This window comes from Streptomyces sp. YS415 (assembly GCF_023544665.1).
Taxonomy (GTDB): domain Bacteria; phylum Actinomycetota; class Actinomycetes; order Streptomycetales; family Streptomycetaceae; genus Streptomyces.
Genome location: NZ_JAMJFL010000004.1, coordinates 237,904 through 257,911, shown reverse-complemented (window position 1 = coordinate 257,911; position 20,008 = coordinate 237,904). Strand labels below are relative to the sequence as shown.

General features: G+C 72.3%; 17 protein-coding genes. 5 read left to right on the top strand and 12 right to left on the bottom strand.

Annotated elements, in window-relative coordinates:
- Nucleotides 1-4 precede the first annotated feature (4 nt).
- Nucleotides 5-835 carry a hypothetical protein gene (locus tag M8H82_RS07490; protein ID WP_250071681.1) on the top strand — a complete coding sequence of 277 codons (831 nt, stop codon included), beginning with the start codon at nucleotides 5-7 and terminating at the stop codon, nucleotides 833-835.
- On the opposite strand, the gene M8H82_RS07485 is transcribed toward M8H82_RS07490, so the two are convergent.
- The 6 genes from M8H82_RS07485 to M8H82_RS07460 all read right to left on the bottom strand — a co-directional run bounded on the left by M8H82_RS07485 (nucleotide 822) and on the right by M8H82_RS07460 (nucleotide 8,602).
- Entirely contained in the window at nucleotides 822-3,245 is a 2,424-nt protein-coding gene (locus M8H82_RS07485; protein ID WP_250071680.1) for a polysaccharide lyase 8 family protein, read from the bottom strand. The two genes, M8H82_RS07490 and M8H82_RS07485, sit on opposite strands and share 14 nt — an antisense overlap.
- Before the next feature lie 450 nt (nucleotides 3,246-3,695).
- A complete protein-coding gene (locus M8H82_RS07480) occupies nucleotides 3,696-4,061 on the bottom strand; it encodes a hypothetical protein (protein WP_250071679.1) in 366 nt (121 codons plus the stop codon).
- A gap of 362 nt (nucleotides 4,062-4,423) precedes the next feature.
- Nucleotides 4,424-5,341 carry a MurR/RpiR family transcriptional regulator gene (locus tag M8H82_RS07475; protein WP_250071678.1) on the bottom strand — a complete coding sequence of 306 codons (918 nt, stop codon included), beginning with the start codon at nucleotides 5,339-5,341 and terminating at the stop codon, nucleotides 4,424-4,426.
- A 142-nt stretch (nucleotides 5,342-5,483) separates the two neighbouring features.
- Nucleotides 5,484-7,151, bottom strand: a complete 1,668-nt coding sequence (locus M8H82_RS07470) for a phospholipid carrier-dependent glycosyltransferase (protein WP_250071677.1) — start codon at nucleotides 7,149-7,151, stop codon at nucleotides 5,484-5,486.
- Between the two features lie 425 nt (nucleotides 7,152-7,576).
- Entirely contained in the window at nucleotides 7,577-7,798 is a 222-nt protein-coding gene (locus M8H82_RS07465) for a CarD family transcriptional regulator (RefSeq protein WP_250071676.1), read from the bottom strand.
- A 141-nt stretch (nucleotides 7,799-7,939) separates the two neighbouring features.
- Nucleotides 7,940-8,602, bottom strand: a complete 663-nt coding sequence (locus M8H82_RS07460; RefSeq protein ID WP_250071675.1) for a nucleoside/nucleotide kinase family protein — start codon at nucleotides 8,600-8,602, stop codon at nucleotides 7,940-7,942.
- Nucleotides 8,603-8,879: 277 nt separating this feature from the next.
- Here M8H82_RS07460 and M8H82_RS07455 point away from each other — a divergent pair, with 277 nt between their 5' ends.
- Nucleotides 8,880-10,379: a hypothetical protein gene (locus M8H82_RS07455; RefSeq protein ID WP_250071674.1), complete on the top strand. Its 1,500-nt coding sequence runs from the start codon at nucleotides 8,880-8,882 to the stop codon at nucleotides 10,377-10,379.
- Entirely contained in the window at nucleotides 10,376-11,320 is a 945-nt protein-coding gene (locus tag M8H82_RS07450) for a lysylphosphatidylglycerol synthase domain-containing protein (RefSeq protein ID WP_250071673.1), read from the top strand. The genes M8H82_RS07455 and M8H82_RS07450 overlap by 4 nt, the downstream gene beginning before the upstream one ends.
- A 27-nt stretch (nucleotides 11,321-11,347) precedes the next feature.
- On the opposite strand, the gene M8H82_RS07445 is transcribed toward M8H82_RS07450, so the two are convergent.
- Nucleotides 11,348-12,301 (bottom strand): hypothetical protein, encoded by a 954-nt coding sequence (locus M8H82_RS07445; protein WP_250071672.1) that lies wholly within the window; start codon nucleotides 12,299-12,301, stop codon nucleotides 11,348-11,350.
- 10 nt (nucleotides 12,302-12,311) lie between these two features.
- A complete protein-coding gene (locus tag M8H82_RS07440; protein ID WP_250071671.1) occupies nucleotides 12,312-13,784 on the bottom strand; it encodes an APC family permease in 1,473 nt (490 codons plus the stop codon).
- Between the two features lie 318 nt (nucleotides 13,785-14,102).
- On the opposite strand from M8H82_RS07440, the gene M8H82_RS07435 reads away from it, so the two are divergent.
- The gene (locus tag M8H82_RS07435; protein ID WP_250071670.1) at nucleotides 14,103-14,609 is read left to right on the top strand and encodes a DUF5709 domain-containing protein; all 507 of its coding nucleotides are present in this window, start codon (nucleotides 14,103-14,105) and stop codon (nucleotides 14,607-14,609) included.
- 49 nt (nucleotides 14,610-14,658) lie between these two features.
- Here the strand turns inward: M8H82_RS07435 and sthA are convergent, their stop codons facing one another.
- From sthA to M8H82_RS07420, 3 genes are all read right to left on the bottom strand, one after another.
- Complete coding sequence (gene sthA, locus M8H82_RS07430) at nucleotides 14,659-16,062, bottom strand: Si-specific NAD(P)(+) transhydrogenase (protein WP_250071669.1); 1,404 nt, start codon at nucleotides 16,060-16,062, stop codon at nucleotides 14,659-14,661.
- 437 nt (nucleotides 16,063-16,499) lie between these two features.
- A complete protein-coding gene (locus tag M8H82_RS07425) occupies nucleotides 16,500-16,703 on the bottom strand; it encodes a hypothetical protein (protein WP_250071668.1) in 204 nt (67 codons plus the stop codon).
- Between the two features lie 175 nt (nucleotides 16,704-16,878).
- Complete coding sequence (locus M8H82_RS07420; protein ID WP_250071667.1) at nucleotides 16,879-18,063, bottom strand: glycoside hydrolase family 64 protein; 1,185 nt, start codon at nucleotides 18,061-18,063, stop codon at nucleotides 16,879-16,881.
- Nucleotides 18,064-18,283: 220 nt separating this feature from the next.
- On the opposite strand from M8H82_RS07420, the gene M8H82_RS07415 reads away from it, so the two are divergent.
- Nucleotides 18,284-19,036 (top strand): hypothetical protein, encoded by a 753-nt coding sequence (locus M8H82_RS07415; protein WP_250071666.1) that lies wholly within the window; start codon nucleotides 18,284-18,286, stop codon nucleotides 19,034-19,036.
- Here the strand turns inward: M8H82_RS07415 and M8H82_RS07410 are convergent.
- Nucleotides 19,030-19,983: a GNAT family N-acetyltransferase gene (locus tag M8H82_RS07410; RefSeq protein ID WP_250071665.1), complete on the bottom strand. Its 954-nt coding sequence runs from the start codon at nucleotides 19,981-19,983 to the stop codon at nucleotides 19,030-19,032. The genes M8H82_RS07415 and M8H82_RS07410 overlap by 7 nt on opposite strands.
- Nucleotides 19,984-20,008 lie beyond the last annotated feature (25 nt).

Below are 20,008 nucleotides of genomic sequence, written 5' to 3'. Positions count from 1 at the left end.
CCTCATGCCGTCCGCCCGCCGCCGTCTGCTGTACGTCACCGACCTGGCCTATCCGGCCCGCGGCCGCCGGTACTGCGACGAGGACATCTTCCTCACCTCCCGGCTGCGCGAGGACTTCGACCTCGCGCTGTGCCATCCGCGCGAGGCGGTCGCGTTGATGGACGGCTTCGACGCCGTGGTGGTGCGCAACAGCGGGCCGGTCCTGGAGTACCCGGAGGCATACGGGGCGTTCCGCGCGCACGCGGCCGACACCGGGGCGCTCGTCTACAACGAGCTGACCGGGCGGGGCGACATGGCGGGCAAGCAGTACCTGCTCGACCTGACCGCCGAGGGCTTCCCGGTCATCCCGACCGTGGACCGCCCGCAAGACCTGGACCGGCTGCCGGCTGCCGAGCGGTACGTCGTCAAGCCCAAGCTCGGCGCGGACTCGATCGGCCTGGAGATCGTCCCCGCGGGGCGGGCCCGGGAGCTGGCCGACGGCAGCGTCCTCGTCCAGCCGTGCGTCGACTTCTCCTACGAGGTCTCCTTCTACTTCGTCGACCACGCCTTCCAGTACGCCCTGTACGCCCCGGACCCGGAGCGGCGCTGGGAGCTCCAGCCGTACGAGGCCACCGGCGCCGACCTGGAGTTCGCCCGTCGCTTCATCGACTGGAACGGCATCGGCCACGGCATCCAGCGCGTCGACGCCTGCCGGGCCCCGGGCGGGGAACTGCTGCTGGTGGAGCTGGAGGACCTCAACCCGTATCTGTCGCTGGACGCGCTGAGCGACGAGCGCAGGGACGCCTTCGTCGGGGCGATGAAGGCGTCCCTGCACACGATGTTCAGGCGAGCCTGACGGTGATCCGCTGGGTGGCGCCCCCGGTGCCGCTCAGGTCGCCGAAGGTGAGCCGCAGGGAGGTGCCGGTCGTCGCCGAGGCCACGGTGGCCGGCTTGGACGTCACCGAGGCGACCGCGCGGTTCCAGGTGAGGGTCAGGCCCGTCCGCATCCGCATCGGATCGCTGACGCAGATCACCGCGGTGCCGTCACCGCGCTCATTGATCATCACGCAGCACGGGTCGCTCGCGACCAGATTCCCCACGGTGCCGCCGAACCAGAAGTTGACGCCGGTGAAGCCGAGTGAGGGAACGGCCACGCCCTGCTGGTCGTTGGTGTTGGCGAGGACCGTGAGCCAGCCGGTGGCGGCGGCGCGTGCCTGGGTCTGCGCCGCCGTGGCGCCCGGCATGAGCAGATAGGCGTAGCCGCCGGCCGTCGGATCGGTGCCGTGGTCGACGTACATCGTCAGGTACTTGCGGTTGATCACGGCCGTGGAGCCGCCCTTGTTGATGTCGCTCCAGCGGCCGTCGCGCGCCTCACGCAGTGCCTTGACGGTCGCCCCGCCCGGGAAGACGTATCCGCCGTGGCCGCCGATGTGCGCCCAGCGGGCGCCGGTGAGCGTTTCCGACCAGGGGTGGGCGAGCGGCTTGGTGGTGCCGTCCACGGTGAAGGGCGTGTTGCCGGTGGGGCCGAGGTTGCGGTTCTCGACGGTGGTCTCCACGGCGGTGCCGTCGGTGCAGCGGATGCCGGCGCCCAGGCAGACCACGGTGTCGTCGAGGAAGAACCACGACTTCTTCGCCAGCAGCGTCGACTGCAGCCCCTTGAGGTACTGCCCGATCGCCGCCCGCTGCCCGTCGGTGGCGCCGCCCACCCAGTGCACGTCGGGCAGCGAGGCGCCCCAGTCGCCGCCCGCCGCGTCGGCGAGCACCTTGCGCGAGGCGGTGGTGCCGGGCAGCCGGTAGGGGTCGACGGTGGGCCAGAAGGCGTCGCTGTACTGGCCGTTGGCGAAGGTGTCGCCCCACCAGGAGAGCATGCCGGATCCGGTGTGCCAGCCGCGCAGGTTCTCGCCGTTGCCGGTCTCGTAGTGGGTGATCCTGCGGTCCGCCATGCTGAGCGAGGCCGCCCAGCCGGGTCGGCGGTGGGTGGCCCGGGCCATGTGGGGGAAGAGCCGGTGGCCGGTCGGTTCGGCGAGCGGGGTGATCGTGGTGTCGTCCAGGACGGACTTCAGGCGGGCCAGGTTCGTCAGGCCGAGGGAGGGGTTGCTCATCGGCGGGCTGTAGTAGTCCCGCTGGAGCCAGCCCTTCACCAGCCCTCGCCATCGTGTGTTCTCCGTGGCGCTCGCGCCCTGTCCGAGCAGCACGATCGACGCGAGGATCGGATGGCCGCGCAGGTGATCGTCCTGCTGGATGCGCTTGCTGTCGGACGCGGCGACACCCCGGCTGATGGCCCGGCCGGACACGGAGTCCATCACCAGGCCGTTGTAGAGGAAGGGCGCCCAGGCGTTCTCCACGGCGTCGAATATGATCTGCCGCTTGGCATCGGTGACGGCCCAGCTCGACCCGTGCAGCAGCGCGAACAGCATCCCGAGCCCGCCGAGCAGGACCGAGCCGTAGGAGCCGGTGTAGGGCACGGTGGTGTGCTGGATGAACGATCCGTCGGTGTACAGCCCGTCCCCGCTGGTGACATAGGGGAAGACGGGGGACAGGGAGTCCCGGGCGAGCGCCACCTTGGCGGCGCTGCCCCCGACGATGCCGCGCAGTGCAAGTACCCGGCACAGGTCGACCCGGTTGGCGCCGGTGCTCGTCCCGGTGTAGTTCGCGACCGCCGAGTCGGGAACGAAGTGGTCGACCGCCGCGCAGTACTGGGCGAGCCGCGTGGCGGTGAGCGAGTCGTACATCAGGACGCAGACGTCCAGCAGCGCCTGCGGGGCGCCGATCTGCCAGCTGTACCAGTTGCCGTAGCGGGTCTGGCTCGCGTTGTAGACCTCGGTGTGGAGGTGGTCGAGGCCGGTCAGCACGGCGGTCCTGAGCGAGGTGCTGCCGGTCAGCCCGGTGCCGGGCTGGCAGTACGCCTGGGCGAGCGTGAGGAGCCGGTTGTAGCTGGCGTTGAGGTTGCCCGAGTAGCCGTAGGACTCCTGGTCGGTGTCGGGTTCGGGGTCCGCGTAGACCAGATCCGGCCACAGCGAGCCGGAGGCCGGTGCCATGGTGGTCTGCAACTGGCTCGCGGTGCTGCCCAGTTCCGCGAGCCGGCTCTTGAAGGGCTCGGCGGTGGGGCTGAAGCCCTCTCCGAGCAGCAGCGTGCGCCACTTGGCCCGCAGGGTCGCGAACTCGTCGGCCTCGGCGGCGGCGTGGGCCGGAGCGGAGAGCGTGAGGGCGAGAGCGGTAGCGGTGCTCGCGGTCAGAAAGCCGCGACGTGACCAACGAGTCGTCATGACGGCGGTTTCTAGCACGACATCGATCAAACGCTCAATAACTCTGGCTGAATTGAGCGTTCCGATCGTTTCGTGGGGGAGGGGTGGCTGACTCCGGGGGAGGCTGTCCCGTAACACTCGGCTTCATGGTCGGCGCGGGTCCGAGGCGACGGCACCCGCCTCGCACTGGAGTCCCGCACGGCGGCGTTCGGCACCTGACGCGCTGCGGTCGGCCCCCTCGAACGCCGGGCAAGGGGTACGGAAAACGGCGCGGCGAGCAGGGCGGCGGGCGTCAGCATGGGCAGCGGGCCCCGCGCACCCGGCGCCCGGCCCGCTCCGACCCGAAGGCCCTCCCGATGAACGGCTCCCGCATCCCGGGCCTGGTGCTGCCCGTCCTGTTCCTGCTGGCCTTCGCCGTGGGCGCCGTCTGGTACTGGCGGCACCGCCACGACGACTGACCGGGGACGGGCGTCAGCGGCGCTCCGCCAGGGCCTGGGAGACCGCCCGGACGCTGCGCGCGATGTGCTGCAGCTGCATGACTTCCGCCGCGTACAGCTTGATCGTGTGCTCGATGACCGACTCCGGCATGCCGAGGCCGGGAAGGTCGGCGCGCGCGGTCTGCAGCGCGGTGCGGGCGACCCGGATCTCCTGCTGGACCTGGAGCTGGGCATGGCGGGCGAGGAGCACGGGGTGGCGGATCAGCGCGGGGTAGCTGGCGTAGCGGGCCGGCACCAGTTCGCGCAGCCACTTGGCGGCCGAGCGCTCCCAGTCGTAGGTGCCGGGGGCCTTGACCTGGCAGGGCCAGTCCGACGTGATCCGCGTGGTCATCAGGGTCATGGTGATCGCTTCCGGTGTGCGGCGTCGTGAGGGTGGTCCGACGAGGTCGGGGCGGCCCCGGCCTAGGGGATGACCGGGACCGCCCGGCCGAGCACCCTGGGCGCCGACGCGGGTAGGAGACGGCGGCTGCGGGTGCCCGTCGCGGAGCCCGCGGGGCCGACGGCGTGCACACGGCGGATGGGGAGACGTGCGCGAAGCGGACCATCGGCTTGCCGCGGGCGGTGCGGCGTGGAGCAGTATTTATATATGCCGACCGGTTTGCAAGACGTATGAAAACATTCATGCTCGAAAAGAGGCGGATGCTGCCCCTGTGGCACGGTTTGGCGAGGGTGCGGGAAGGGGCCGGTGGGCGGCCGGCCCGGTCAGTCCCGGAGGAAGAACTGGTGCTGGTCGGAGATCTGCTCGTAGTCCTCGAGCCGGGCCTGGGTGCGCTCGGGGTCGGCGTCGGTCATGGCCTGGAGCAGCGCCGCGGCCATGACGCCCGGCGCGGCGTAGGAGTCGAAGACCAGCCGTGATCCGGTGCCGGTGGCGAAGACGACGTCGGCCGCGTCGGCCACCGGCCCGAGCGCCAGATCGGTGACGAGGGCGACCCGGAGCCCGGCGCTGCGCGCCACCCGCACGGCCGTGAGCGTCTCCTGCGCGTGCCGCGGCATCGAGAACGCCAGAACCCAGGTGCCGCCCGCCTCGCGCGACTGCAGCAGCGCGTCGTAGGCGACGCTGCCGCCCCGGGTCACCAGCCGGACGTCGGGGTGGATGCGGCGCGCCGCGTAGGCGAAGTACTCGGCGAGCGACGCCGAGATGCGCAGGCCCAGCAGGGTCAGCGGGGTCGAGCGGGACAGCTCGCGGCCGACCTGGATGACCTGGTCGGGGTTGCCGAAGTCGCGCCGCAGGTTCTCCAGGTTGTCGATCTCGGCGTCGACGGCCGCCTGGAGTTCGTTGCTGCTGTTCTCCTCCGCCGCGCCCCCGGCCAGGGCGCCGAGCGCGATCGACTGGAGCTTCTCCCGCAGTGCCGGGTAACCGCTGAAGCCGACCGCGCCGGCGAAGCGGGTGACCGAGGGCTGGCTGACCCCGACCCGCTCGGCGAGATCGGTGATCGACAGGAATGCGGCCTCGGTGATGTTCTCGATCAGGTACTGGGCGATGCGCCGCTGCCCCGGGGACAGATGAGGGCCGTCGAAGAGCGCTCGGAGCTGGGAAGTCGGGGACGCCTCCACCTCTGCGGCGGTTTTTCCCGAGGTGATCGCGGATGCCTGTGCGCGTGCCTGCTGCGGCGATGGCACCGGTGCGCCTCCTTTGTCTTCCACAGTGCCTCAACATAGCCCACACGCGGTGCTGACCAGGAGGTTGAGAGCCTGCAAGGAGAGAACAGAAAGCGCATGCGCCGCGACCGGCGCGCGGGGCAGGCCGGAACGATCGGCACGCTCACCGGCGATAGATGGTGATCGAATGGCCGACCGTGTCGATCGGACGACTGCTGTCGATCAACTCGGCCAGCCTGCCGGTCGCCTTGGCCACCGACGTGTTGGACACGACCAGCAGCCCGCGGACCTCCCGAGGGGGCACCGTCCGCGGATCGGTGGCCTCGATGCCGTAGAAGGACGGCACCCCGCTGCCCTTGTAGACGAGCCAGATCCGCTCGCCCCGGTACCGTTCGCGCAGCCGGTCCGCCAGCCGCCCCAGGTCCTGCCCCCAGTCCACGGCGGCGTCGTGCAGCCGCAGACGGGTCTTCGCCGGCCCGCCGAACGCCTCGTTGGAGTACGGCAGATAGTAGGGGAACGTCCGCAGCGAGCTGACCGCCACGAACGCCACCGCGATCACCGTGACGACCGCCGCGCGCACCCGCACCCGGCCGCTGCCCAGGGCCGGCACGCAACCGGCCGCCACGGCAAGGAACATCGGCACGAACACGGCGTATCGCGTCCCGAAGTCGCGCGAGCCCTGCATGGCCGCGGCCAGCAGCACCGCCGTGGGCACGAGCAGGTACGGGGCGGCGGGCCGCCAGCGCCGTACCGCGAGGACCGCCGCAGCGCCCGCGACCCACAGCGCCAGCATCCCGAGCGGTGTCTTCACCAGCAGCGCGGCCGGCAGGTAGTACCAGAGCGAGCCGGTGTAGAGCCGCCCGAACAGGAACCCCTGCCATCGCTGGTTCTCGAAGGCGAACTGGATCCGCATCCCGTCCCGGTACGCCTCCGGGAACGGCAGCAGCTCGACGACCAGGCCCCGGGGCCCGTGCACCGCGGGCACGGCCTGCTCCGGCGCCCAGCGCAGCCGCGGATCGACCATCAGGTACGTGGCCCATACGACGGCCACCGCGGCCAGCAGCACCACTCCCGCGCCCGCGACGGCCCGACCGAGCGCCACCCGCCGCCGGAGCCCCGATGCCGCGCACCCCGCCGACACCGCCGCGAGAGCCATCAGCACCGGCACCGCGGGCAGCGCGCTCATCTTCGTGGCCAGCGCCGCCCCGAGCGCCACGCCGGCGAGGGGGAGGTACCGCCGGGGCCGCAGGCGCGCCCGCCACAGCAGCCACGCCGACGTCAGCAGGAAGCCCGCCGCCGGCACGTCCAGCGTCGCCAGCGAGCCGTGCGCGATGAGGTCGGGGGAGAAGCAGTACAGGGCCAGGGCGGTCAACGCGGCCACCGGACCGGCCAGTTCCCGCGCGAAGGCGAACACCACCAGCCCGAACAGCAGCGTCAGCACGATCACCGGCAGGCGCGCGAACAGCATCAACCGCCAGGGGTCGTTGCCCGACTCGTACAGCAGATGCCGCCCGACCTCGCCCTGGTCGCCCTCGAAGGAGACGTCGTAGTGCGGATCGGCGAGCGCCACCCCGGCCGCCACGACCAGTTTGCCCAGCGGGGGATGTTCCGGGTTGAGGCGCAGGCTGTGCTCATGGAGGTAGACGGCGGCGGTGCCCACGTAGACCGGTTCGTCGATGGTCGGCGTCTGCCGCACGGCCGTCGTCACCATGGCCACCGCCATCTGGGCGAGCAGGACGGCCACCAGGAGCGGCAGGAGCCAGGGCCGGCGGGCCGGTCGCGGCACGTCAGGGGCCGCGGGGCGGGTCTCCAGGAGCTGGCGTGCCGTCATCCGCCTACTGTGCCTCAGCTCTCGTCACCGGGTCCGTCACCGCGTCCGTGGAGGGATACGGCACGCAGCCGGTCGCGGTTCAGCCCGGCGAGCGGTCTCCCGTACTCGGCGCCATGTGAGAAGCCCCAGACCTAAGGGCCTGGGGCTGCCTCGTGGTGCGGGAGAACCGGTGGAGCTCAGGCTGCCTCGGTCCCCGCGCCGCGCCTGCCCGGTTCGGGTGCCTGGGCATCCGAGAGCTGCGCGGTCTCGTCCTCCCCGAAGTCCGGGGACTGGAAGGGATTGGTCGTGGGAGGGGGCAGTGCCGCGGTGGAGCTGCGAGTCTGCCCTTCCAGCGAGGAGAACAGCGAGGTCAGGTCGATGAGAGGTCTCTCTTTCGGTACAGGCCCCCAAAGGGGCCTGGCATGCCGTGCACGGGCACGGCGGTCCTAGAGCTTGGTCATCTTGGAGTACGGGCTCAAGATCCGCATTTGCGCGGAGCCGAAATCCACGAGGGCCGCGATTCCGTCCTCGATGCCGATCACCCGGCCGAGGCCGTAGACGTCGTGGGTGACCTGGTCACCCACGGCGAAGTGCTTGGGAGCCGGTGCCACCGGGGCCTTGAAAGGGCTGGTGGGCAGATGACGCTTCGGAGCAGCATGCTTTGTCATTGCTCCCCAGTATGTACCCAGCGCGGCCATCGGTTGTGTTGCAGTTTGGCTCACACGAGGGTCTGGGGGGTCGAAATGTCGGTATATGAGACGTTTCGGCGTGAAGTTTGGGACGCATGACACCCTCCCGAAATGGGCGCCTCAGGCCCCCGCCTCCACCCCCGGCACCGCCCCGGCGGGCACCACCAGATCCGCCCGCCCCCGCGTCCCCGCCACCAATGCGGCGTTGCGCTGGTCCGTCCGCAGCACCCAGGCCACCGCTTCCTCGTGGCTCTTGCCGAACTCCTCGTGGCGGGCGATCAGGCGGAGCAGCCGTTCGTCCTCGTCCTGGTCGCAGAACCACACCTCGTCCAACTGGGGGCGTACCCGGGCCCAGGCGCCCGTCCCCAGCAGCAGGTAGTTGCCCTCGGTCACCACCAGGCGGGCCGTGGGCGGTACCGGGATCATGCCCGCGACCGGCTGCTCCAGGACCCGCTCGAAGCCGGGGGCGTACACCACGTCCTCGTCCGCCTCCTCGCGCAGGCGCCGCAGCAGCGCCGCGTATCCCGCCGCGTCGAAGGTGTCCGGTGCGCCTTTGCGGTCGCGCAGACCCAGCCGGTCCAGCTCGGCGTCGGCGAGGTGGAAGCCGTCCATGGGGACGTGGACGGCCCAGGGAGCCCCGCAACCGTTCAGCCGCCGTACCAGGTGCTCGGCGAGCGTGGTCTTGCCCGCGCCGGGACTGCCCGCGATGCCGAGGATCGCGCGGCGGCCGGAGGACGTCAGCGAGCGGGCCCGGGCGAGGAGGTCGTCGAATGTCTGCGGCACGCGAGGAGTGTGCCATCCACCCTCCACCGGGCGCCGCCCGCCGCCGATGACTCGCGCCCGACGGGGCAGTAGCCATGGTGAGGGAGGAAGGGGGTGTGCCATGGGGTGTGAGAAGCGGGCGGGGCGGGATTGCGCACCTGGCCGATCTCAGCGCTGCGCTCCGATCGCCACAGCGTTAGTTTGTCCCTGTTTTCTCCGTTTCCCCGGCTGTCGGCACCGGCCCGCCGGGCTGGGGGGTCGTAGCAGTCCTACGACGCGTAGCGGTAAGGGGTGGACGATGGCCCAGGGCAGCAACGCCATGCTCGTCGGCAGGGGGCGACGCGCGACGGCGGCCGTGTCCGGCAGATCCCGGCGGAGCGGCGGCACCGTCCTGCTCGCGGCCGTGTCCGGCGCCTTCACCGCCGCCCAACTCCTCCTCGTGTCGCCGACCATGGGCCTGGGCTGGGACGAGGCGGTCTATGTCAGCCAGGTCGGCGACCAGGCCCCGGCCGCCTTCTTCAGCGCCCCGCGCGCCCGCGGCGTCTCCCTCCTCGTGGCCCCGGTCGCCTCCTGGTCGTCCTCCACCGGCCTGCTGAGGGTGTATCTCGCCCTGCTCTCGGGGGCCGTCCTCTTCCTCGCCCTGCGCGCCTGGCGAGGGCTGTTCCCGGCCCGCGTCCTGGCCGCCGGCGGCGCCCTGTTCGCCTCCCTGTGGGTGACCCTCTTCTACGCTCCCCAGGCCATGCCCAACCTCTGGGTCGCCTTCGGTGCCCTCCTCGCCGTCGGCTGCTTCCTGCGCGCCCGCAGCGCGGACCGCCCCGACCGGCGGGCCCTGTGGGGCGTGGCGGCCGGCGCCGCGCTCATGGCGGTGATGCGCCCGACCGACGCCGTCTGGGTCTGCCTCCCGCTGCTGGCCGCCGCCGCGGCCCTACGGCACTGGCGGCTCGGCCTCGTCACCGCCGCGGGCCTGCTGGCCGGTGCCCTCCCCTGGGTGGTCGAGGCGTACACGTCCTACGGCGGGCTGCGCGAGCGGCTGGCCGAGGCCTCCCGGGTCCAGGGCGGCCTGGGCTGGTACTTTGCCGTCGACGACCAGATGCGCGGGCTGGTCGGACGTGCCCTGTGCCGGCCGTGCACCGGCCCCCTGCCCCACCCGGTGATCAGCGTCTGGTGGTTCCTGCTGCCGCTGCTCGCCGCCGTCGGGCTGGTGATCGCCGTACGGGCCCGGCGCACCGCACGCACCCTGATCCCGCTCGCCTGCGCCGCCACCGCCGCCCTGCCGTACCTGTTCCTCATCGGCTACGCGGCTCCCCGCTTCCTGCTGCCCGCGTACGCCCTGCTGGCCGTCCCGGTCGCCGACGCCCTGCTGCACCTGGTCACCGCCCCGGGCTGGCGATGGCGGCCGGTCGCCGCGTCCCTGGTCGCCGCGGGCCTCGCCGGGCATCTCGCCGTGCAGTACGTCGTCCTGGACCGCACCGCCGACCGCACCGCCGCCGACCGCCGCGCCTGGGCCTCAGCCGCCGACAGGCTGCATGACCTCGGCGTGCGCCCGCCCTGCCTGCTCACCGGGCACGAGGCGATCCCGCTCGCCTACTACGCCGGCTGCGCGTCGGGCGCGATCCGCGGCAACAACGCCAACACCACCACCGCGCAGATCCTGGCCGCCGCACGCCGGGAACCGGTCGCCGTCCTCAGCGTGCCCGGCGGCCGACCGCCCTCCTACGCCCGCGGCTGGCAGCTGCACCGGCTCGACGGCATGGACGTCCGGATCGCGCCCCTGCCGAGCGCGGGCGGCACCGTATGACCCCCGAGCCCCTGCCCGCCGCCCCCACCCGCAGACGGGCCGCCTACGGGCACACCGCGCTCAGCCTCACCGTCCTCGTCGCCGCGATCTGGCTCGCCCGGCGGCACTGGCCGGTCCTGGAGACCGGAGCGGTGCGGCTCGCCGTCGCCGACCAGGGCTGGCTGCTGGTGGCCGGGACCGCCGCGATCGGCACCTGGCTGTGCGCCGCCCTCGCCCAGCAGGGCGCCGTGCCCGAGCGGCTGCCCCCGGGGCGGCTCGTCGCCGCGCAGTTCGCCGCCTCGGCCGCCAATCACGTGCTGCCCGCCGGACTCGGCGCCGGCGCGGTCAACCTGCGTTTCCTCATGCGCTGCGGGCTGCCGGCGGGCCGTGCGGCGACCGGCGTGGCCGTCAAGGGCGCCGCCGGAGTGATCGTCCGGGCCGTCCTGATCGCCTCGCTCGCCGTGGCCTGCCCGGGCGTGCTGCGCGCCCCCGAGGTCTCCCCGCCCGTTCTCGGCGCCGCGGCCGGCGTCCTCGGCGTCGCCGCGCTGCTGGCCGGGCCGCTGCGCCGCCGCTGCCGGCGCCTGCTCGGCACGGCCCTCGCCGACATCAGGGCCGTGCACGCCCGGCCCCAGCGGGCGGCGGCGCTGTGGGGCGGCTCGCTCGCCTTCGCCGGACTGCACTGCGTGGTGCTGATCTCCGTCACCCAGGCCGTCGACCTGGGGCAGCCGCCGCTGCGCGTGGCGCTGCTCTATCTCGCCGCCAGCAGCGCGGCCGCCCTGCTGCCCACGCCCGGGGGCCTCGGCTCCCTCGACGCCGCCCTCGCGCTCGCCCTCACCGCGGCCGGAGCGCCCGCGGCCGGGGCCGCCTCGGCCGTCCTCGGATACCGGCTGCTGACCGTATGGCTGCCGTTGGTGCCGGGACTGCTGGTGCTCGGGGTACTGATCCGGCGCAAGGCCCTGTGACCCGCGCACAGCCTCCGTGCGCGAGGTTCAGGCAGGACTCCCGTGCCACTTGGTGAGTTGCCTGACCGGGTCACCGGTGTACGACCACGGGGTGCGCAGCGCCCGCCGTCCCGCCATCCGCAGCAGCGCGCCGCCGATGTCGGGCAGCCCGGCCAGACAGGCGGCATGGGCGAGACAGTGCAGGTCACGCAGTTCGCCGGGGGCGACCGCCGCCGGGTCGCGGCGGCCCATGATCCAGCGCTGCCAGGTGCGCCGTACGTCGCCGACCGCGCCGTCGTGGTCCCAGTGCTGGCCCAGGCCCATCGCGGCGGACTGGCCGTGGGCGGTGTCCAGGGCGTGGCGGTACTCCTCGACGCGGGCGTACTGGACCAGCACCGGCAGCGGGCAGCCCGGCGGGGCGGCACCGGCGGCGTCGCGCGCGAAGTCGTACATCAGGCCGTGCGTGCCGTGCCAGCGCGCCGAGTAGTAGTGCAGCACCTGGAGGTGCCCCTCCATGCTGTAGGGATCGCGCCGGTGCAACTCGTCCCACCAGCGTGCCAGGTCCTGCCGCCGCACCCCGGAGGGGTACAGACGGGCCACCGAGATCAGTGAGATCCAGGGCGTTGGGTCCTCGGGGTACGCCTCGGCGGCCCGCAAACACGCCTGTACAGCCAGGTCGATGCGGTGCTGGTCGATCGGGACGCCCCGGCCCGCGGCGATGGCCACGCTGAACGCCCGGGCCGTCTCGGTGGCCGCCCGCAGCACCAGCGCGTCGGCGCTGTCCGGCTCGGCCGCCAGCCAGGACTCCATCGCCGAACTGTCCGCGCAGGCCTGCGCCAGCGTGCGCACCCGGTGGCCGCGGGAGAGCCAGTCGGGTCCGGTGCTCCGCAGCAGGTCGCGCAGCCCCTGCCAGCGTCCGATGACGATGTCCTGGCGGGCGGCGGTCAGGGGCGCGTCCCCGCAGGCGGGGTCGAAGTCGAAGGTGAGCCGGTCTCGCGCCATCGCGGGTCCCTCAGAAGTCGGTGGGGAAACCCTCGTGGACGCGGTCGTGCTCGGGCGGACGGCCGGCGGGAACGTAGTCGGACGCGACCGTGCGGGAGGCGTCGAGCTTCGCGGGCCGGTAGTAGTCGCTGCCCCGGCGCCAGTACCAGACCATCGGGACCAGTCCGGCCGCCAGTCCGCCGATGCCGATCGCGATGGCGGCGGCGGACAGTTCGGCGAGGGACTCCAGGAACACCCAGAACATGAACAGGGCGCCGAACAGCGGCCACAGCCCGCCGAAGAGGAAGTTGGCGGGGGACTTCAGCAGCATCTTGCGGTATGCGACCACCACCGCGATGCCGGTCAGGCCGTAGTAGACGGCGATCTGCAGACCGATCGCCGAGATGGCGTCGGAGAGGATCTCGCCGACCGAGCCGAGGGCGTTGGAGGCGACGAACATCGCCAGCGCCACCGCGCCCACCACGGCGACGGCCACCCACGGCGTGTTCCATGTGGGGTGCACTCTGCCCAGCGCGGCGGGCATCGTGCGGTCGCGGCCCATCGCGAACAGGGAGCGGGTGACCTGGATGAGCGTGGTCTCCAGGGTGGCGACCGTGGAGAGCATCACCGCCACGATCAGCAGCCGGCCGCCCCAGCCCGGCCAGATCTCCTCGCCGAGGACGGCCAGCACGTTGGCCTCGTCGGCCCGGATCCGGTCCGCGGAGAGGATGACGTTCACCGCGATCGTGAACACCTCGAACAGCAGGAAGACCACACCGAGCCCGATCAGCCCCGCGAATCCGGCCGTACGACGGCTGTTGCGGGTCTCCTCGCTGAGATTGCTGGTGACGTCCCAGCCCCAGTAGTAGAACGCGGCGATCAGCGCGCCCGAGGCGAAGCCCGACACGCCGTCGAAGTGGCCGAGGCCGAGCCAGGACCAGTCGAAGGCACGGGCGTTGCCGGTGTGGAGGACGGCAAGCACCGCGAACAGGGCGAGCAGGGCGAGTTCGACGCCGGACATGATGAGCTGCGCGCGGACGGTGAGCCGGGCGCCGCCCAGCACCACCAGCAGCATGAGCAGGAACCAGCCCGCGCCCACCACCGTGGACAGCGCGGTGTTCGCGGCGAGTTCGGCGTCGAACAGGGCGAGCGTCATCGACCCGGCGGGCAGCGATCCGGCCACCATGAAGATGGTCGCCGACACCACCAGCGCCCAGCCGCTGAGAAACCCCAGGAACGGATGGAGAGTTCGGCCGACCCACGAGTAACTGGCGCCCGCGTTCACATCGATGCGCCCCAGATAGCTGAACGCCAGCGCGATGCCGAGCATGGGTATCGCGCAGTACAGCAGCGCGGCCGGGCCGGCCGTCCCCACCGCACCGACCAGGACCGCGGTGGTCGCGGCGAGCGAGTACGCCGGAGCACTGCCCGCGACCGCCATCACCACCGTGTCGAACGTCCCGAGGGCCCCTGGCTGGAGTCCTCTGCCCCTGTCGTTGCTCATGGCCTGTACTGCTTTCCGTCGTGCACGCCGCCGGGACAGCGACGGGCCCGGACGGCGTATGGGGGGTGTGGGGGGTGCACCCGTCCCGGCCGGACGAGAACGACCTCGGCCCCGGGGCGGTGAAAACCAGAAAGCGGTGGCGCTCGTGCAGCCGCAGCGCCGGCAGACGATCACACCGTGTGCACGTGATCAGTGATGATAGCCGCCCCCGCCGATCGCCCAGGACACGCCCGGGGGTTGGCTCGCGCGGAACGGGAAACGCGGACTGGACAGCACTGGAGAGGAACCAGCGCGCACGAGGGAATTCAGGAGGTACGCATGGGCACCGACCGCAGCACCGCCGAGCCGATGGCGGACGACGCCTACCAGCCCACCGGCAGCAACGAGGAGCAGGAGGACGCCGCCCCTCTGGACCTGCAGAACGCGGTGGACGAGCGGACCTACGACGACACCCTCGACGAGGGCTACTCGCCGCCGGAGAAGCCCCTCGGCGTCACCGAGCACGGCACCACCGCGGCCGAGCAGCACGAGGGCGAGAGCCTCGACGACCGGCTCGCCCGGGAGGTGCCCGACGTGGCCCCGCCGGTCGGTGACGGCATGGGCGACACGCCCGGCGGCGAGGGCGAGCCCGTCGACCCCGAGGCGGGCGGCGAGCGGGCCGGTCGGCTGGTCGCCCCCGACGAGGGGGTCCGCGGCGACGCCACCAAGGAGGAGATCGCCTTCGACCGGGGCGTGGACGGCGGGGCCGCGGGCGCCGAGGAGGCCGCCATGCACATCGTCGAGGACGACGCCCTCCTGCCGGACGAGGAGGACCGGACCGCCTGACGGGAAAGGACGGTCCCGTCAGGCGGACGCGGGGCCCGGCGCCCCGCGTTCAGTCCCCCATGCGGTCGACCTGCCGGAGCCGGTTGGTCGCGTCCAGGGCGGCGACCTTGTAGGACTCGGCGAGCGTCGGGTAGTTGAACACCGCGTCGACCAGATAGTCGACGGTGCCGCCGCAGCCCATCACCGACTGGCCGATGTGGATGAGCTCGGTCGCCCCGGTCCCGAAGCAGTGCACGCCGAGCAGTGTGCGGTCCTCGGGCGAGACCAGCAGCTTCAGCATGCCGTGCGAGTCGCCGATGATCTGCCCGCGGGCCAGCTCGCGGTAGCGGGAGATGCCCACCTCGAACGGCACCCGGTCCTCGGTGAGCCGGTCCTCGGTACGGCCGACGAAGCTGATCTCCGGGATGGTGTAGATGCCGATCGGCTGCAGGTGGTGCATCCGGCCGACCGGCTCACCGAAGGCGTGGTACGCGGCGGTACGGCCCTGCTCCATCGAGGTCGCCGCGAGGGCCGGGAAGCCGATCACGTCGCCGACGGCGTAGATGTGCGGCACCTCGGTGCGGTAGTGCTCGTCGACCGTGATCCGGCCGCGTGGATCGGCTGAGAGGCCGGCCTTGTCGAGATCGAGGTCGTCGGTGAGGCCCTGCCGTCCCGCCGAGTACATCACCGCGTCGGCGGGAATCTTCTTGCCGCTCTCCAGGACGGTCAGCGTGCCCCTGGAATGCCGCTCCACCGCGGCGACCGTCTCACCGAACCGGAACGTCACCGCCAGGTCCCGCAGGTGGTACTTGAGCGACTCCACGATCTCGAGGTCGCACATGTCGAGCATCCCGGCGCGCTTCTCCACCACGGTGATCTTGCTGCCGAGGGCGGCGAACATGGAGGCGTACTCCATGCCGATGACCCCCGCGCCGACGATGACCATCGACCGCGGCACCCGCTCCAGGGCGAGGACGTTGTCCGAGTCCATGATTGTCCGCCCGTCGAACTCGACGCTCGAGGGCCGGGCGGGCCGGGTGCCGGTGGCGATCACGATGTGCTCGGCGCTGAGCAGGCGTTCCTGGCCGGTGACCTCGCGCAGGGCGACGGTGTGGTCGTCGACGAACCGGCCCGTGCCGGCGAACAGGGTGACGTGGTTGCGGGAGAGCTGACTGCGGATGACGTCGACCTCGCGGCCCACCACGTGCTGGGTGCGTGAGATCAGGTCGGAGACGGTGATGTCCTCCTTCAGGCGGTAACTCTGGCCGTACAGATCGCGCTGGGTGAGACCGGTGAGGTACAGCACCGCCTCGCGCAGGGTCTTGGAGGGGATGGTGCCGGTGTGGATGGAGACCCCGCCGACCATGTCGGGGCGGTCGAGGACGGCCACCCGGCGGCCCAGCTTGGCCGCGGCGATGGCGGCCTTCTGGCCGCCCGGACCGGATCCGAGGACGAGCATGTCGAAGTCGGGCACCCTTGGGAGTCTGGCAGCCGCAAGACCGTTTCCGAAAGGGCGGGCGGCGAACACGCCGCAAGTGCCGGGCAGTTGGAACCCCGGCGGGCCCCGGCGGGCCCCGGCGAGCCAGGGCGCTGCGGCGACGGGACAAGGGCTCCATGGGTGCGCGACCCGGTGCCGCGAGCGCGCAGCCCCGGTCGGCCGGGCCCGACGGGGCGACCGGCCGGGACGAACGGGCGCGTTCCCGTCGCACTCCCTCGTGACACGCGTGGCGACCTGCGGCAACGCCCGTCGACGACGCTGGAGGGCCGGGCCCGGTCCGGCCGGGGGCCCGTGACGCGGGGCGAGCACATTCTTGGCGCACGGGTCACGGGCGCCCAGAGGCACACCCGTCCAGCGGGTCCGGGTGGTGGGCCCGGACCCGTCAGAATTTCCCTGAGGGGACCTGCGTCCGGTCAGGGGAGCATCTTGTCGAGGGCGGCGGGTCCCTCCGCCTCCAGCTTCCGCTTGGCCCATTCCAGGTTCTGCGGGGTGATGTCCTTGCCCGAGGCAAGGACCAGGTCCTCCGGCGACACTTCGGTGCCGGTGCGGGTGTGGAGCAGGGCGTCCGGGGTGGTGCGGTCCTCGGACGGCCCGGACGCGGGCTGTGACGTCGGCATGTTCTGCTCCTCGGGTCCGGATCACTCGGTGCGGTTCCCGGCGCTCGCGCGCAAGGGGGTCCGCTATCACCATTCAACGCCTTGGCGCGCCGTGCATCCGGAGGAGCGGTTGATCCGGACAGGACGCGGTGACGGGGCCGGCGTGCTATGGGGGCACAGCCGCGCGGCGCTGACCTCAGCTCTCGAACGGTGTGAGCGTCAGCCGGATTCCGGTGGGGGCCGTGTCCTGGATGTACGACGCGAAGTCGGCGACGTCGTCGAAGGCGAAGCCGTAGGCCCGGCCGTCCTCGGTGGCCGCGTGCAGGGCCGCGGAGTAGTGGTTGGTGAGGGGGCCCCGGTAGAAGGCGGCGGGGTCGGCCGTCGGCTGGGAGGGGTGGGACAGCAGGGTCGAGCGGTTGAAGCCGGCACCCAGCACCGCCGCGACGGGGCCGGTCGTCCCGTCGTTGGGCGCGGCGAGGGTGCCGTCGCAGAACAGCACGTCCCGCGTCGAGGGCCGGGCGAAGGACACCTGGGCGGGCCCGTCGAAGGTGAGCCGGTCACCGCGCACCCGCCCGGTGAACGCCCCGGCATTGGTCGTCACGAGGAGATCGCGCCCGGTGTAGGTGCTCCACACCTCGTCGATGTACGGGGCGAGGTAGTCCTTCGGGAACAGTCCGGCGTCCAGCCCGTGCCCGGGCGCCAGCACCCGCGTGTCGTCCACCACGAGCCGCGCGAAATCGGCGTTCTGCCGTACGGCCGCGAAGACGGACGCCCGCCCGCCGGGGCGCAGCGTGCCCGTCGTCTGGTCCTTCGCGCCGGTCAGCCGGATGCTCAGCGGCACGCTGAACATGTCGACCATCGTGGTGTTGCAGAACATGCCCGCGGAGTTGTAGGTGAACTCGGCGCAGTCGTGCAGGACTTCGTAATTGGGATCCGACGTCACCCAGCCCGCCGGGTACTGGAGCGCCGCGTTGCCGTTGCCGTCGGCCACGGCCTTGAGCTTGAGCTTCCGGCCGAGCGCCACGTAGATGCGTCCGGACATGGGGGGCAGCGACAATCGCGTCTCGCCGCTGCCGGTGAGGCTGATCGCGTAGTCGGTGAAGCCGTCGGGCCCGTTGTCCGAGAGGGAGATCGGCGCGAGCGTGCCGTCGGGGGTGACGCGGACCTGACGGCCGTCCTGGTTGCCGACGATGTAGACGTGGACGCTCGCGTTGGAGAAGGAACCGCTGTCGTTGACGATCGTCAGCGGCAGACCGGCGGCGGTGGGGCCCGCGAGCGCGTGCGGGGCGATGGCGGCGAGGGCGGGGGCCGCGACGACTGCGCCGCCGAGCGCGAAGAGGAGCTTGCGGCGGCCGAGGGGACGCTGGTGACGGGGTGCCATGTGGGGGTCTCCCGGAGTGCGTGTGGGGGGCGGCGGCCTGCGCGGGGGGTGCGCACGCCGCCTGAGAGCGCTCTCAGGATGATCGGTGCCGTCACGGAATTCGAGAGTCCGGCGGAAACCGGCGGGTCCTTTAACCCTGTACTAAGGGTCGCTTAAGGGGTAACGTCGCGATCTTCGGCTGGCGGAAGCCACCGGAGTCCCCCTGAGGCTGGCGACGACCATGACCTTCGACGACACACGGCTCCGACTCGACCGGGCCCTGGCCGACGTGACCCGCACGTTCCGCGGCATGACCGCCCGGAGTGACGAGACGCAATGCGTCTGCCACTGGGGAAGCGACGACGAACTCGCCCTCCTGAAGACCCCCGGCGGGGACCTCGACCCGGACCTGCTCCGCCGCACCTGGGACGCCACCGACTTCACCGACCACGGGGCGGTCCTGCGCCGCATCCTGCCGCAGTTCGCCAGGGAGCTGGTCGCCGGCCGGATCGAGGCGCTGTTCGGCATGCACGAGGTCGGCCGCTCCTTCGCACGCGGCCACTGGCAGCAGTGGCCCACCCGGCAGAGCGCGGCGGTGCGGGAGTTCCTCGACGCCTGGTGGACCCACGGCCTCAACGACCCGGATCCCGCCGTGCCCGTGCACCAACTCCTCGCCCTGTGCGCCGAGGCCTCCGGGACGCTCACCCCGTGGCTCGACACCTGGGAGGCGTTCGATCACCCGGTCGCCGACCGGCACTTGGCCGCGGCCGTGGCGGAGTGGGAGTACGAACTGATGGGGGACGCGCTGCCCTGGGGCACTTGGGACGACGAGGACGCGCTGCGCGCCGAACTCACCGCCTGGCTGGTGCGGTACGCCCCGGACCGCCTGCGAGCCCTGGACGGAACCGACGAACTCCAGCACCGCGTACGGCTGCTGGGGCTCACCGGTCCCGCTCGCTGGGAGGACCCGCACTATCCCGTCCGCTCCTACTGAGACGTCAGCTGCGCCTGCTGAGGAGCCAGCACCGCCTCCCACGTGTCCACCGCGTAGTGCACCGTCATGCCATGGCGGGCGTACAGACCCGGCGCTCCCGTGGTGTTGCCGGTGTCGACACCGAGGCCCACCGTGTCCCGGCCGCGGGCGGCGAACGCGGCGAAGGCGTGCCGCAGGAGCAGGCCGCCGAGGCCGAGGGTGCGGGCCTCGGGCAGGACGCCGATGCTGCGGATCCAGCCCATGGCCTCACGGTCGTCGCGGGCGAGCAGGAAACCGGCGTCGCCATGGGTCTCGGTGCTCGCGATCCACACCAGGGACCAGTCGAGCCCCTCTGCGTCCACGTCGTGCAGCCACTGCTCGTAGGTGCGGGGGTGGAAGTCGAAGTGCGAGGCGAAGGTGGCCTGGTAGAGGGCGTGGACGCGTCGGCGGTCCGCCTCGTCGGCGCAGGCCCGCAGCCGTACGCCGGACGGCGGCTGCGGGGCGGGGTCCCCGACGGGATCCACCGGGCGTCGCAGCACGTGGTAGCGCCGTACGACGGACCAGCCGCGCTTCTCGATCAGCGCGGTGTCCAGGGTGGGCTCGATGTTGAGGTGGAGGTGGACCACGGCCCGCTCCGCCCCGTTCTCCCGGGCCTTGGCCAGCGACCTGGCCTCCATCGCCTCGAACAGCTGCTGCCCGGCCTCCTGGTGGTCGGGCAGCACATAGTGGTCGATGTCGATGCGGTCGCCCCCCGACTCGTCCCACAGCAGCCCGTAGGCCACCAACCGGCCCTCGTGGAAGGCCAGCCAGGAGTTCCGGGCGAGATCGGCCTCGGGGTGCCGGAGATCCGCCTCGACGGTGTGCAGGTCGGTCTCCGGGCGGCCGATCTCGATCAGGTCGACCTGGTTCAGCAGCTCGGTGATGGCGGGCGCGTCGGTGAGGCCGGCCGGTCGTACAACATAGGGCATGCGGCAAGGGTCCGGGCCGGGTCGG